Genomic DNA, 12,845 nt, shown 5'->3' on the forward strand with positions numbered 1-12,845 from the left:
GTGCGCCAGTGACATGGCTCTGTCGGGATGACGGGACGGGACGAATACGACGCATCGTGGCGATATAGCCACGACGCGTCACCACAGTCCCGTCACCGGCGGCTGTCCTGGGCCTACGGTGGCGGCCCGTGCCGAGGCGCGGAACCCGGCCCCGCCGGAGAGGCGGGACCGGGTTCCGGTGTCGAACGGGGCGTCAGCCGGTGGGCCGACCCGGCGGCCGATCAGGCCTTCGGCGCGGTCATCGAGAGGACGTCCAGTGCGCTGTCGAGCTGCTCCTCGGTGAGCTCGCCGCGCTCGACGAAGCCCAGCGCGATCACGGCCTCGCGCACGGAGATGCGCTCGGCGACGGCGTGCTTGGCGATCTTCGCGGCGGACTCGTAGCCGATCAGCTTGTTCAGCGGGGTGACGATCGAGGGGGAGGCCTCGGCGTAGAAGCGGGCCTTCTCCTCGTTCGCGGTGAGCCCGTCGACGGTCTTGTCGGCCAGCACCGTGGAGGCGTTGGCGAGCAGGCGGATCGACTCCAGCAGGCTCGTGCCCATCAGCGGGATCTGCACGTTCAGCTCGAAGGCGCCCTGCGAACCGCCCCAGGCGATGGCCGCGTCGTTGCCGACGATCTTCGCGCACACCATCAGCACCGCCTCGGGGATGACGGGGTTGACCTTGCCGGGCATGATCGAGGAGCCGGGCTGCAGGTCGGGGATCGCGATCTCGCCCAGGCCGGTGTTGGGGCCGGAGCCCATCCAGCGCAGGTCGTTGCAGATCTTCGTGAGGGAGACGGCGATGGTGCGCAGCGCGCCCGACATCTCCACGAGGCCGTCGCGGTTCGACTGCGCCTCGAAGTGGTTGCGCGCCTCGGTCAGGGGCAGGCCGGTCTGGTCGACGAGGTTCGCGATGACCTTCTGCGGGAAGCCGATCGGGGTGTTGATACCGGTGCCGACGGCGGTGCCGCCCTGGGGGACCTCCGCGGTGCGGGGCAGCGCCGCCTCGACGCGCTCGATGCCGTAGCGGATCGAGGCCGCGTAGCCGCCGAACTCCTGGCCGAGGGTGACGGGGGTGGCGTCCATCAGATGGGTGCGGCCGGACTTGACGACGTCCTTCCACGCCTCGGCCTTCTTCTCGAGCGCCTCGGCGAGGTGGGCGAGGGAGGGCAGCAGGTGCTCGACGACGCCCGCGGTCACCGCGACGTGCACGGAGGTGGGGAACACATCGTTGCTGGACTGGGAGCAGTTGACGTGGTCGTTGGGGTGGGTCTCGGTGCCCGCGCTGGTGGCGAGGGTCGCCAGGACCTCGTTCATGTTCATGTTCGAGCTGGTACCCGAGCCGGTCTGGTAGGTGTCCACCGGGAACTGGTCGTCGTGCTCGCCGGCGATGACCGCGTCGGCCGCGGCGACGATCGCGTCGGCGATGGTGCCGTCCAGCACCCCGAGCTCCTTGTTCGCACGGGCGGCGGCCTTCTTGACCTGGGCGAGAGCGTGGATGTGCGCGGGCTCGAGGCCCTGCCCGGAGATCGGGAAGTTCTCGACCGCACGCTGGGTCTGGGCGCGGTACAGCGCCGAGACGGGCACGCGCACCTCTCCCATGGTGTCGTGCTCGATGCGGTAGTCGCTCTGCTGCGCTGCGGGGGTGGACTGGTTCATCGACGGGCCTTCCTGTTCGTCTTCTCTGTCGGGTGGTCGGCTCCGGTCCTCGGGTGGTCCCGGGCCGGTGGAGGGGGAGGCGGGCTGGTTCGGCGTGCCCGCGCAGCGGTGCCCCGGGCGGGCGGGTCAGGTGAGCTCGTGGCTCCAGGGCGGGTTCGCGCCGGCGCGCGAGACGGTGATCGCCGAGAGCGCGGCGGCACGTCGGAGCACGGTCGCGAGATCGTCCGACGGGATCGCGGCGAGCATCTCGCGGCGATCGGCGCCGAGCAGGCCCTTGGCGGCCAGCGCGTCGAGGATCCCGGCGGAGAAGGTGTCGCCGGCGCCGACGGTGTCGACCACCTCGACCTGCACCGGCGCGACCTGCACGCGCCCGCTGGCGGAGAACGCGACCGCGCCGTCGCCGCCGCGGGTCAGCACGGTCAGGGAGGGGCCGAGATCGCGCCACGAGGCGGCGACGTCCTCAACGTCCTCGGTGCCGTACAGCCAGGCCACGTCCTCGTCGGACGCCTTGACCACGTCGGACAGCGCGATGTTCTCCTCGATCCTGGCGCGGACGTCCTCCGGCGCGCCCATCAGGGTGGGGCGCGCATTGGGGTCGTAGCTGATCGTCGAGGACCCGCGGGCGCTGCGCAGCAGGGCGGAGAGCGTCGTGGCCCCCGGTTCGAGCACGGCGGCGATGGAGGAGGTGTGCACGGCGTCCGGCGTCTCGGGCAGCTCGGCGGTGTCCGGGTCCCAGGTGAGGTCGAAGGTGTAGGTCGCGGCGCCGTGCGCATCCAGCACGGCCTCGGCGGTCGAGGTGCGGCCGGGTCGGACCGAGGCGGGCGTCAGCTGCACGCCGGACTCGTCGAGGTGGGCGCGGATCGCGTCGCCTCGAGCGTCGTCGCCGATCGCGGTGAGCAGATGGGCATCGTGGCCGAGTCGCGACAGGGCGACGGCCACGTTCAGGGGGGAGCCGCCGGGGTGCTCGCGACGAGCGCCATCGGCGTCGACGACGATATCGGTGAGGGCTTCTCCGGCGATCAGGATTCTCGCGGTCACGCTTCGATCATCGCAGGTTTCCAGGGCGCGGGCGACATGAGCGGGGGAGGGGCGCCGTGGCCCGGATCACCCCGGGAGGCGGAGGGCGGCGCGGGCGGGGACAATGGCCCGCATGCACGATGCCCAGCCCGAGAGCCCCCACCGCACCGCGAGCCCCGCCGGCGGTGAGGGCGGCCCTGTCCGCACGGGGGCCGACAGCGAGGGCGCGGGTCGCACGGGGGCCGGCGGCGCAGCGGCAGCGAGCGCTGGGTCCGACGGCGCGGGGGCCGGGGCCGTCGGCACGCAGGCCGAGGTGACCGGCGCTGACGAGCTGCCCGTCGAGCGGCCGAGGTCCGCGTACCAGCTGCCGACCAAGCAGAACACGGTGCTGCGCAACATCGTCTGGGCAATCGTGCTGACCATGCTCGTGGTGATCGTGCTGGCGGTGGGCTTCTTCGGGGTGGGCAGCGACCTCGAGCGCGAGCCGCTGGAGAACTCCGAGGTGGACATCGCCGCGACCGCGGAGCGCGCCCAGGACGTGGCCGACTTCCCCGTCGCCGTGCCCGCGACCGGCGAGGACTGGCAGGTGCGCTCGGCGCGCTTCACCGACGGGCAGAGCCCGCGCTGGACCGTGCAGTACACGGCGCCCGGCGGGGATCTCGTGACCCTGGCCGAGGACGCCGAGGTCAGCGCGTCGCTGCTGTCGGCCGAGATGCCCGGCGCGGCCGTCACCGAGGAGACCAGCCTTCGGGGCGCCGAGTGCCAGGTGCTCGGCGGCGGGGACGACGCGGAGCAGACCGGCATCGCCTGCCAGGGCGAGGGCTTCGGGATCCTCGTCCACGGCGCGGCCGATCAGGCCGAGCTCGAGCAGCTCATGGACGAGGCGCTCGCCGCGATCGGCTGACGGCCGCTCAGCGCTCGGCGCCGTCCTCCTCGCGCCGCGCGGCCACGGCGTCCTCGAGCCGCTCGCGGGCCCCGTCCAGCCACTGCTGGCAGCGACGCGCGAGCATCTCGCCGCGCTCCCACAGCGCGATCGAGTCCTCGAGCCCGCCCTGCCCGGACTCGAGGCGGCGCACCACCTCGACGAGCTGGTCACGGGCCGCCTCGTAGGACAGCTCGGCGATATCGGCGGGAAGGGCCTTCTCGTCCCCGGCAGGGGTGACGGGCGCGGTGCCCGGGGTGCCGGGAGCGCCTTCGTCGGCAGTCAGTTCGTTCTCCGGGGCATCGGGCGTGCTCATGCGGTCTCCTCGTCGTTCTCGGTCCGGCCCTGCTCGGGGCGGGCCCGGTCGTCGGTCGGTGCCTGCGGGGCAGGCGGGCTGTAGGGGTCGGTGTCCACGTGCAGGGCGCCGAAGCGGCCGCCGGCGACCCGCACCGACAGCGCCTCGCCGACCTCGCTCTGCTCGGGGGCGCGGATGATCGTGCCGTCGGCCGTCTGCACCACGGCGTAGCCGCGCTCGAGGGTAGCCAGCGGGCTCAGGGCCCGCACCTGCCTGCCGAGGTGGGAGACCTCGTCGGCCGCCCGGTCCAGGCGCGAGCCGATCAGGGTGCGGGCCAGCGAGATGCGGGAGCGGATCTCGTCGGCGCGGCCGGCGAGGATGCTCGAGGGGTTCTCGAGCACGGGCCGCGAGCGCATGGCGTCCAGCCCCGACTGCTCCCGCTCGATGCGGGCGCGGATCGCGGCGCGCAGACGCGTGCGGCCCAGGTCCAGCTGCTCGAGCTCGGCCTGGATGTCGGGCACGACGCGCTTGGCGGCATCGGTGGGGGTGGAGGCGCGGACGTCGGCGGCGAGGTCGATCAGCGGGGTGTCCACCTCGTGTCCGATCGCGGAGACGATCGGGGTGTCGGCCCCCGCGACCAGGCGGGTGAGCTGCTCGTCGGAGAAGGGGAGCAGGTCCTCGAGGGAGCCTCCGCCGCGCGAGATGATGATGACGTCCACGTCCTCGCGGGCATCGAGCTCCTTCAGCGCGGCGGAGACCTCCCGCACCGCCTTCGTCCCCTGCACCGCGACCTCCCGGATCTCGAACTGCACGGCGGGCCAGCGCCGACGGGCGTTGACGACCACGTCGCGCTCCGCCGCGGACTCCCGCCCGCAGATCAGCCCCACCACGCGCGGCAGGAAGGGAAGCGGCTTCTTCCGCGCGGCGGCGAACAGACCCTCCGCGGCGAGGACGCGCTTGAGCTGCTCGAGCCGGGCCAGCAGCTCGCCGAGCCCGACGGGGCGGATGTCGTCGGCCTCGAGCTGGAGGCTGCCGCGCTTGGTCCAGAAGGTGGGCCTGGCGTGCACGACCACGCGCGCGCCGGGCACCGGCTCGACCGGCAGGGCGCGCAGAACGTGCTCGCGCACCGGCACCGAGAAGGACATGTCCACGTCGATGTCGCGCAGGGTCATGAAGCTCAGCCCCGCGCCCGGCCGACGGTTCAGCTGCACGATCTCGCCCTCGACCCACAGGGGGGACATGCGCGCCACGTACTCGCCGACCTTCACGGACAGCTGCCGCAGCGGCCACGGGTTCTCCGCCGTGGTCTGCGCGGCGGTCGCGGCGAGCGGCGGGCGGGCCCCGGCGGCCGGGGCGCCGGTCACCTCGGCGCCCTCGCCCGCCCCGCCCGGATCGGGGGTCGTCTGCGTCATGGGGTCCACTCTTCCACGACTGGCCGACATCGCGCGGACCGGGCGGCGCCCGCTGTGGATGTCCCCGTCCTGTGGAGGGTTGGTGACTCTTGCCCCACGACCTGCCACTTCAGGCGCGGGCCTCCTACGATGGGAGGCGTGAGCACCGGAACCGTCCTCCTTGCCGAGCCCCGCGGGTACTGCGCGGGCGTCGATCGTGCCGTCGTCGCCGTCGAGCGCGCCCTCGAGCACTATGACGAGACCGTCTACGTCCGTCACGAGATCGTGCACAACAAGTTCGTCGTGGACCGCCTGAAGGAGAAGGGCGCCGTCTTCGTCGAGGAGGTCGACGAGGTGCCCGAGGGCGCGCTCGTGATCTTCTCCGCCCACGGCATCTCCCCGAAGGTCCGCGAGATGGCGGAGGAGCGCAATCTCCGCACCATCGACGCGACCTGCCCCCTGGTCACCAAGGTCCACAAGGAGGCGGTGCGCTTCGCCCGCCAGGACTACGACATCCTGCTGGTGGGCCACGTGGGCCACGAGGAGGTCGAGGGCACCGCCGGCGAGGCGCCGGAGCACGTGCAGATCGTCAACGGCCCCGAGGACGTCGACAAGGTCACCGTGCGCGACCCCGAGAAGGTCGTGTGGCTCTCGCAGACCACCCTCAGCGTCGACGAGACGATGGAGACCGTGGACCGCCTCAAGGAGCGTTTTCCCACCCTGCAGGCGCCGCCCAGCGACGACATCTGCTACGCGACCCAGAACCGCCAGGTCGCGATCAAGAAGATCGCCCCCGACGCGGACCTCGTCCTCGTCGTCGGCTCCCCGAACTCCTCGAACTCCGTGCGCCTGATGGAGGTCGCGCTCGAGGCCGGGGCGAAGGCCTCCCACCGCATCGACAGCGTCTCCGAGCTGCGCGAGGAGTGGTTCGAGGATGTGGAGAGCGTGGGCGTGACCTCCGGCGCCTCCGTGCCGGACGTGCTGGTCCAGGAGCTGCTCGCCGAGCTCTCCGAACGCGGCTTCGGCGATGTGAAGCCCGTGCGCACCGCCACCGAGGACCTCATGTTCTCCCTGCCGCGCGAGCTGCGCCAGGAGATGAAGAGCCGCGGCGAGTCCGACCGCCGCACCAAGCCCACCGGGGACCGCGCCACCGCCGAGTCCTGACCCGACGGTCACCTCGCTGCGGAGACGACCGGCGGGAGCCGCCGGGATTCGGCATGATGGTCCGGTGATCCCACGCACGGCCGCCCGCCCGCTGTCCCTCGCGCTCCTGGCGACCCTGCTCGCCTCCCTCGCCGTGCTGGCCCCGGCCGGTTTGCCGCAGGCCCGCGCCGAGGGCTACAACACCGGCCGCACCGCCCCGTCGATGCTGGTGGTGGACGGCTCGGGCTCGATGCGGGCCGACGACGTCGGCGGACGCAGCCGCATGGACGTGGCCAAGGAGGCGCTGAGCACCCTCGTACCGATGCTGCCCGAGGACGCGAGCGTGGGCCTGATGACCTACGGCAACTCCGATCCTGCGACCGCGGCGAGCCAGGAGGCCGGCTGCCAGGACGTGAAGACCCTGGTGAAGCCAGAGGGTCTGGACCGCCAGGCGCTGCTCGGCGCGATCGAGGGCGTGCAGCCCTCCGGGTACACCCCGATCGGCCTGTCCCTGACGAAGGCCGCGGCCGAGCTGCCGGAGGCGGAGATGCGCTCGATCGTGCTGGTCTCCGACGGGATCGACGAGTGCGGCGGCCCGCCGCCCTGCGAGGTCGCCGCCGATCTCGCGCAGAAGCACCCCGAGATGCGCATCCACACGATCGGCTTCAAGGCCGAGCAGGCCGCCCGCGACGAGCTGGCCTGCATCGCCGAGGCGACCGGCGGCACCTTCGCCGACGCCACCGACGCCGAGACGCTGCGCGATGAGCTGCTGGTGAAGATGACCCGCGCGATCCAGGGCTACGCCACCCAGGGACAGCCGATCACCGGAGGGACCAGCCCCGAGACCGCCGTGGACCTCGCACCTGGCTCCTTCCTCGACGTGCTCGAGCACGGCAGCGCCGCGATCGACGACGGCGAGGGCTTCTCCCGCTTCTACCGCCTGCAGCTCGCCGAGGGCGAGATCGCGCATCTCACCGCGACGATGGTGCTGCCCGGCGGGGGCGGGGACGCCAGCAGCCTCGCGCAGCTGCGCCTGGCCACCAGCTCGGCCGACGGGGTCGACTGCCGCATCGGCGAGGTCCAGGCCCGCGCGGAGGCCGACCTGGGCCAGGGGCCGATCACCGCGGCCGTCGCGACCCCGCGCCTGGGGGAGACCGCGAACCTCACCTGCTTCGGGCAGGACGCCGACGGCACGGTGATCCTCGAGGTCGAGCGCACCGGAGACCCGGCGCTCGAGGAGGCGGTGCCGGTCGAGCTGCAGTTCTTCGCGGAGGAGAAGGTGGCGCTGGACGGCCTGCCTCCCGCCGCGAAGTACGTGCGCCCGCAGGAGCCGCTCGCCGTTCCTACCGACGGTGAGCAGATCCAGCCCGCGTTCTCCTTCGCCTCCGCCGTGGAGGACCTCGACGGGCCGATGCGCGGCACGATCATCCCCGGCGAGGTGCAGTTCTTCCGCATCCCGGCTCAGTACGGCCAGCAGGTCCGCGCGGCGATCGCGCTCGGCGAGTTCGAGGTGCCGGGCGGGATGGGGCTGACGCTGCAGGCCCGGCTGTACTCGCCGCTGAGGGACGACGTGTACCTCGTGGTGCCGCCGTCGGCCTCGGGCGAGGCGACCGGGGTCTCGACGAAGGCCGCGCCGAAGACCACTCTGCAGGTGAACCAGGGCTCCCCGATCCAGTTCCGCAACCGCGAGGACGGCGGCACCGAGGCCCGCACCTCCTTCCTCGCCGGGGACTACTACCTGCAGCTCGCCGTGGTCCCCTCCGACTACTCGGCGCAGCGTCTGTTCGAGGTGCCCTACATGCTCGATCTCGATGCGGTGGGCGAGCCTGCCGAGGGGCCGGAGCTGAGCGGGCAGGGCGCGGTCGAGGACCGCTTCGCCGCGGACCCCGGCTCGGCTCCCCGGGCCTCGGACGGCGGGGGAGCCGCCGACAGCGGGGGAGCCTCGGATGCGGGCGGTGCGCCGGAGCTCGAGGACCCGCCGACCGAGGACGAGCGCAGCGGTTTCGCCGTGCCGCCGGTGGTGTGGGCCGTGCTCGGAGGTCTCGGCGGCGGGGTGCTGCTGGCCGCGGTCGTGATCGGCGCGGTCGTGCTGGTGCGCCGGGGCCGCTGAGCGGCCGACGGGGAGGGACGCGCGGTCGCGGCGGCAGGGAGCGGCCTGCGCGGCTGCGCCGGCGGCGCGTCATCCGGGTGGGGTCGACGGCGAGGCGCCTCCGTCCCGGATCAGCCGGCGGCGCGGCCCCCGCGGTCGTCGGCCGGGCGCTCCGGGCTCGCGAGCTGCGCGATCTCGTCCTCCTCGAGGGTGCGGGCACGGCGCGTGAGCTGCTCGACATCCTCGACCGCGGTGCCGGCGAGGCCCAGGTCCTCGAACTTCCGCGCGGTCACCATCACCCTCGACTGCAGCGAGCCGACGGCCTCGTTGAAGGCGGCGACGGAGGAGTCCAGCGACCGCCCCACCTTGCCCAGATGGGAGGTGAACGTCCCGAGCCGGTGGTGGAGCTCGCGGCCCGCCTCGAGCACCTCGCGGGCGTCGCGGTTCAGCGAGTCGGTGCGCCAGGTGTGCGCGACCGTGCGCAGCAGCGCCATGAGCGTGGCGGGGGAGGCGATCACGACATCCTTGGCGAAACCGTGCTCGAGCAGATCCGGCGCGGACTCGAGCGCGGCGGCGAGCACCCCGTCGCTCGGCACGAACAGCACCGTGAACTCCGGGGTGTCCCCGAGCGCCTTCCAGTAGGCCTTGCCGGCGATCTGGTCCACGTGATGGCGCAGCGCCCGGGCATGCGCGGTGCGCCGGGCGCGGGCGCGCTTCGGGTCCTGCTCCTCGACCGCGTCGAGATAGGCGTCCATCGGCGCCTTCGCGTCCACGACCAGGGTGCGCTCGCCGGAGAGGTGGACGACGAGGTCGGGGCGCTGGCCTTTCTCCCCGTCGGCCCGGGTGCCTCCGAGCTGCTCGGAGAAGTCCACGTGCTCGAGCATCCCCGCGGCCTCGACGATCCGGCGCAGCTGCACCTCGCCCCAGCGGCCGCGCGAGGTCGGGGCGCGCAGCGCGGCGGTGAGTGCGGTGGTGCCCTGTTCGAGGGACTGGGCCCGCCGCCCCAGCTCGCCGAGGTGATTGCGCAGCGCGCCCTCGGCCTCGGCGCGCGCCGCCTCGGAGCGGGCCAGGTTCCGCTCGAGCTGGGCGAGGGTCGCGGTCAGCGGGGCGAGCGTGCGCTGCAGCTCGGCCTCGCGCTCCTCCTCGGCGGCGTCGCGCCGGGCGACGTCCCGCTCGTGGCGCTCGTCGGCCAGGCGCAGCAGGCGATCGGCCGAGTCCTCGCCCGCGCGGTTCTGCGTGAGCGCGGAGCGCATGCGCTCGCGCAGCACGAGGAACGTCACGGCCGCGCCGAGCAGCGCGCCGAGGACGAGACCCAGCAGGAGCATCGTGGTTCCGCTCATGGGATCAGGACATCACGGAGGTGGGACAGCTGAGCGGACCCGCGCGCCCGGCGCGCGGTCAGGCGGTTGCGGAAACGGCATCCCGGGAGGTCTGCACCTCGCCCATGTGGTCGGTCGCCCAGCTGATCAGTGCCCCGAGCGGCTCGAGCAGCGAGCGCCCCAGCTCTGTCAGCTCGTACTCGACGCGCGGCGGGATCTCTGGGTGGACGGTGCGCAGCACGAGCCCGTCGGCCTCGAGGGAGCGCAGGGTCTGGGTGAGCATCTTCTGGGAGATGCCGTCGACCGTGCGCAGCAGTTCGGAGAAGCGGCGTGGACCGTCCTCGAGCGTGGTGATCAGCAGCACCGTCCAGCGGTCGCCGATCCGGTCCAGCAGGCGGCGCGAGGGGCAGTCGCGGGCGAAGGGGTCGTACGGGCGCAGGGCGGACATCTGGCGGTCTCCTCGAGTACAAGAACGGCGGCGGACGGGCTGTGGGTGAAAGGCCGACGGCCCGGCGGGCCGGGACTCCTCACGGGAGAGGGCCGACGGCGGCGAGGGGTTACCGCGAAGTGCCTACTTCCCCGCAGAGAGAAGGTTACCTACAGTGAGCATGCAGGTCCACGCTTCACAGTGGATCCCTCATCGAGACGGCACCCTCGACGGTGCCTCGCAGCAGCGCTCCGCAGCGGGCGCGGAAGGAGAGCACATGGCTCGCATCGTCATCCTCGGCGGCACCGGCTACGCAGGAGGCCACCTCGCGCAGGAGGCCGCAGACCGCGGCCACGACGTCCTCGCGCTCAGCCGCACCGCCCCTGAGCAGGTCCCCGCCGGGGTCACCCATCGCGCCGGCGACGTGCGCGAGGAGTCCTTCCTCGCCGAGGCGCTCGACGGCGCCGACGTCGTCGTCTCCGCCCTCTCGCCCCGCGGCGACATGGCCGACCTCGAGGCCTTCCGCGCCCTGATCGCGTCCGTCGCCCGTCTCGCCCGCGAGAACGGCGTGCGGCTCGGCGTGATCGGCGGTGCCGGCTCCCTGCTGGTCGCCGAGGGCGGCCCGAAGCTCGTGGACACCCCCGATTTTCCCAAGGAGTTCGCCGAGGAACCGCGCGTGCTCGACGCCGTCCTGCAGGACCTGCGCGGCGCCGAGGAGGGGCTGGACTGGTTCTTCGTCAGCCCCGCCGGCGGCTTCGGCTCCTTCGCCCCGGGGGAGCGCACCGGCGCCTATCGCGTCGGCGGCGACGTGCTGCTGACCGACGAGAACGGCGACTCGAATCTCTCCGGCCAGGACCTCGCCGTCGCACTGGTCGACGAGATCGAGACCCCGGCCCACCGCCGCACCCGCTTCACCGTCGCGTACTGAGCGTGTCCTCCCTCGGGTCCCGTCGGCCGCGGGTCGACGGGGCTCAGGCGGGCAGCGATCCCGTGCGGATCAGGTGGTCGAACTCGCGGGCGAAGCGCTCGGCGTCCGCCCTGCGGTTCGGCACCATCGCGATGTCGCGGCCCGCGGCGTGCGACACGCGCACCCGGGTCAGGAGTCCCGGGCGGTACTCGACCCCGGAGACCTGCGACGCGGGGATCTCGCGCTTGATCTTCGACCTCTTCAGCGCACCTGCCACCGAGGCGAGGAGGAACCGGCTCGCGCTCGCGATCATCACGTCGGGGAAGTCCCCGGCGACACCGGGCAGCACGAGCAGCACGTCCTCCTCCGGATCGAGTAGCGAGGGGATGTCGCGGCGCAGGCCCGGGCTCTCGAACAGCTCGTTGCGGTTCAGGGCGGTCGCGTAGGTCATCTCGGCGCGGCTCGTGGTCACGGTGTGAGTCTAGGGACCGTGCCGCGGCCTCGGCCCGGGCGGGGGCGGGGTGCGCCGGGAGGCGAAGGTCCGCGATCTCACGGTCCGCGGGCGTTGCCGGAGCGTCCGTGCCTCGTAGACTCATCTCCCGTGGCTCTTACTATCGGAATCGTCGGGCTGCCCAATGTCGGCAAGTCCACCCTGTTCAACGCTCTGACCCGCGCGGAGGTCCTCGCGGCGAACTATCCGTTCGCGACGATCGACCCCAACGTCGGCGTGGTCCCGCTGCCCGATCCGCGACTGGCGCAGCTCGCCGAGATCTTCGGCAGCCAGAAGCTGCTGCCGGCGACGGTGTCCTTCGTGGACATCGCCGGGATCGTCAAGGGCGCGAGCGAGGGCGAGGGCCTGGGCAACAAGTTCCTCGCCAACATCCGCGAGGCCGAGGCGATCTGCCAGGTCACCCGTGCGTTCTCCGACCCCGACGTGACCCGCGTGGACGGCTCCGTCGACGCCGCCGGCGACATGGAGACCATCACCACCGAGCTGATCCTCGCCGACCTCCAGACCATCGAGAACTCGATGCAGCGCCTGGAGAAGGACACCAAGCGCGGCCTCATCGACGCCGCCGTGCTCGAGAACGTCACCAAGGCCAAAGCGCTGCTGGAGACCGGCAGGACCCTCTACCAGGGTGCGAAGGACGCCGGCATCGACGTCGCCCAGCTGCGCGAGCTGCAGCTGATGACCGCCAAGCCCTTCATCTACGTCTTCAACACCGACGAGGACGGCCTCGCCGACACCGCCATGCAGCAGCAGCTGCGCGATCTCGTGGCGCCGGCCGAGGCGATCTTCCTGGACGCCAAATTCGAGTCGGAGCTCATCGAGCTCGACGCCGACGAGGCCGCCGAGATGCTCGAGAGCACCGGCCAGGAGGAGTCCGGCCTGGACCAGCTCGCGCGCGTCGGCTTCGACACGCTCGGTCTGCAGACCTACCTCACCGCCGGTCCCAAGGAGTCCCGCGCCTGGACCATCCCCAAGGGCGCGACCGCCCCGCAGGCCGCCGGCGTCATCCACACCGACTTCGAGCGCGGCTTCATCAAGGCCGAGATCGTCTCCTTCGACCAGCTGATGGAGGCCGGGTCCGTGGCCGAGGCCAAGGCCAAGGGCTGGGTGCGCATGGAGGGCAAGGAGTACGTCATGCGCGACGGCGACGTGGTGGAGTTCCGGTTTAACGTCTAGCGTTATTGACG

General features: G+C 72.6%; 12 protein-coding genes. 5 read left to right on the forward strand and 7 right to left on the reverse strand.

The window, feature by feature from the left end; all coding sequences use genetic code 11:
- Positions 1 to 221: 221 nt before the first annotated feature.
- Entirely contained in the window at positions 222 to 1,637 is a 1,416-nt protein-coding gene (locus tag DEU31_RS04760; RefSeq protein WP_010550253.1) for a class II fumarate hydratase, read from the reverse strand.
- A gap of 126 nt (positions 1,638 to 1,763) precedes the next feature.
- On the reverse strand, positions 1,764 to 2,675 hold the full coding sequence (locus DEU31_RS04765; RefSeq protein ID WP_133676068.1) for a carbohydrate kinase: 912 nt from the start codon (positions 2,673 to 2,675) through the stop codon (positions 1,764 to 1,766).
- A gap of 112 nt (positions 2,676 to 2,787) precedes the next feature.
- On the opposite strand from DEU31_RS04765, the gene DEU31_RS04770 reads away from it, so the two are divergent.
- On the forward strand, positions 2,788 to 3,558 hold the full coding sequence (locus DEU31_RS04770; RefSeq protein WP_243733717.1) for a DUF4245 family protein: 771 nt from the start codon (positions 2,788 to 2,790) through the stop codon (positions 3,556 to 3,558).
- A 7-nt stretch (positions 3,559 to 3,565) separates the two neighbouring features.
- Here DEU31_RS04770 and DEU31_RS04775 read toward each other — a convergent pair whose 3' ends face one another.
- Both DEU31_RS04775 and xseA read right to left on the reverse strand, forming a co-directional pair.
- Positions 3,566 to 3,892, reverse strand: coding sequence for an exodeoxyribonuclease VII small subunit (locus DEU31_RS04775; protein WP_133676072.1), 327 nt, complete (start codon positions 3,890 to 3,892; stop codon positions 3,566 to 3,568).
- On the reverse strand, positions 3,889 to 5,283 hold the full coding sequence (gene xseA, locus DEU31_RS04780) for an exodeoxyribonuclease VII large subunit (RefSeq protein ID WP_133676074.1): 1,395 nt from the start codon (positions 5,281 to 5,283) through the stop codon (positions 3,889 to 3,891). Before xseA ends, DEU31_RS04775 begins: the two co-directional genes overlap by 4 nt.
- 129 nt (positions 5,284 to 5,412) lie before the next feature.
- Between xseA and DEU31_RS04785 the strand changes: the two genes are divergently transcribed.
- Entirely contained in the window at positions 5,413 to 6,426 is a 1,014-nt protein-coding gene (locus DEU31_RS04785) for a 4-hydroxy-3-methylbut-2-enyl diphosphate reductase (RefSeq protein WP_133676076.1), read from the forward strand.
- Positions 6,427 to 6,490: 64 nt separating this feature from the next.
- Entirely contained in the window at positions 6,491 to 8,515 is a 2,025-nt protein-coding gene (locus tag DEU31_RS04790) for a VWA domain-containing protein (RefSeq protein ID WP_133676078.1), read from the forward strand.
- 110 nt (positions 8,516 to 8,625) lie between these two features.
- On the opposite strand, the gene DEU31_RS04795 is transcribed toward DEU31_RS04790, so the two are convergent.
- Positions 8,626 to 9,834, reverse strand: a complete 1,209-nt coding sequence (locus tag DEU31_RS04795) for a DNA recombination protein RmuC (protein ID WP_243733718.1) — start codon at positions 9,832 to 9,834, stop codon at positions 8,626 to 8,628.
- A gap of 58 nt (positions 9,835 to 9,892) precedes the next feature.
- Positions 9,893 to 10,261 (reverse strand): helix-turn-helix domain-containing protein, encoded by a 369-nt coding sequence (locus DEU31_RS04800; protein WP_208109954.1) that lies wholly within the window; start codon positions 10,259 to 10,261, stop codon positions 9,893 to 9,895.
- A 256-nt stretch (positions 10,262 to 10,517) separates the two neighbouring features.
- Between DEU31_RS04800 and DEU31_RS04805 the strand changes: the two genes are divergently transcribed.
- The gene (locus tag DEU31_RS04805) at positions 10,518 to 11,168 is read left to right on the forward strand and encodes an NAD(P)H-binding protein (RefSeq protein WP_133676080.1); all 651 of its coding nucleotides are present in this window, start codon (positions 10,518 to 10,520) and stop codon (positions 11,166 to 11,168) included.
- 43 nt (positions 11,169 to 11,211) lie between these two features.
- On the opposite strand, the gene DEU31_RS04810 is transcribed toward DEU31_RS04805, so the two are convergent.
- Entirely contained in the window at positions 11,212 to 11,619 is a 408-nt protein-coding gene (locus DEU31_RS04810; protein WP_133676082.1) for a hypothetical protein, read from the reverse strand.
- A 129-nt stretch (positions 11,620 to 11,748) separates the two neighbouring features.
- On the opposite strand from DEU31_RS04810, the gene ychF reads away from it, so the two are divergent.
- The gene (gene ychF, locus DEU31_RS04815; protein WP_133676083.1) at positions 11,749 to 12,834 is read left to right on the forward strand and encodes a redox-regulated ATPase YchF; all 1,086 of its coding nucleotides are present in this window, start codon (positions 11,749 to 11,751) and stop codon (positions 12,832 to 12,834) included.
- The last annotated feature ends 11 nt before the right edge of the window (positions 12,835 to 12,845 follow it).

This window comes from Brachybacterium sp. AG952 (assembly GCF_004362645.1).
Taxonomy (GTDB): domain Bacteria; phylum Actinomycetota; class Actinomycetes; order Actinomycetales; family Dermabacteraceae; genus Brachybacterium; species Brachybacterium conglomeratum.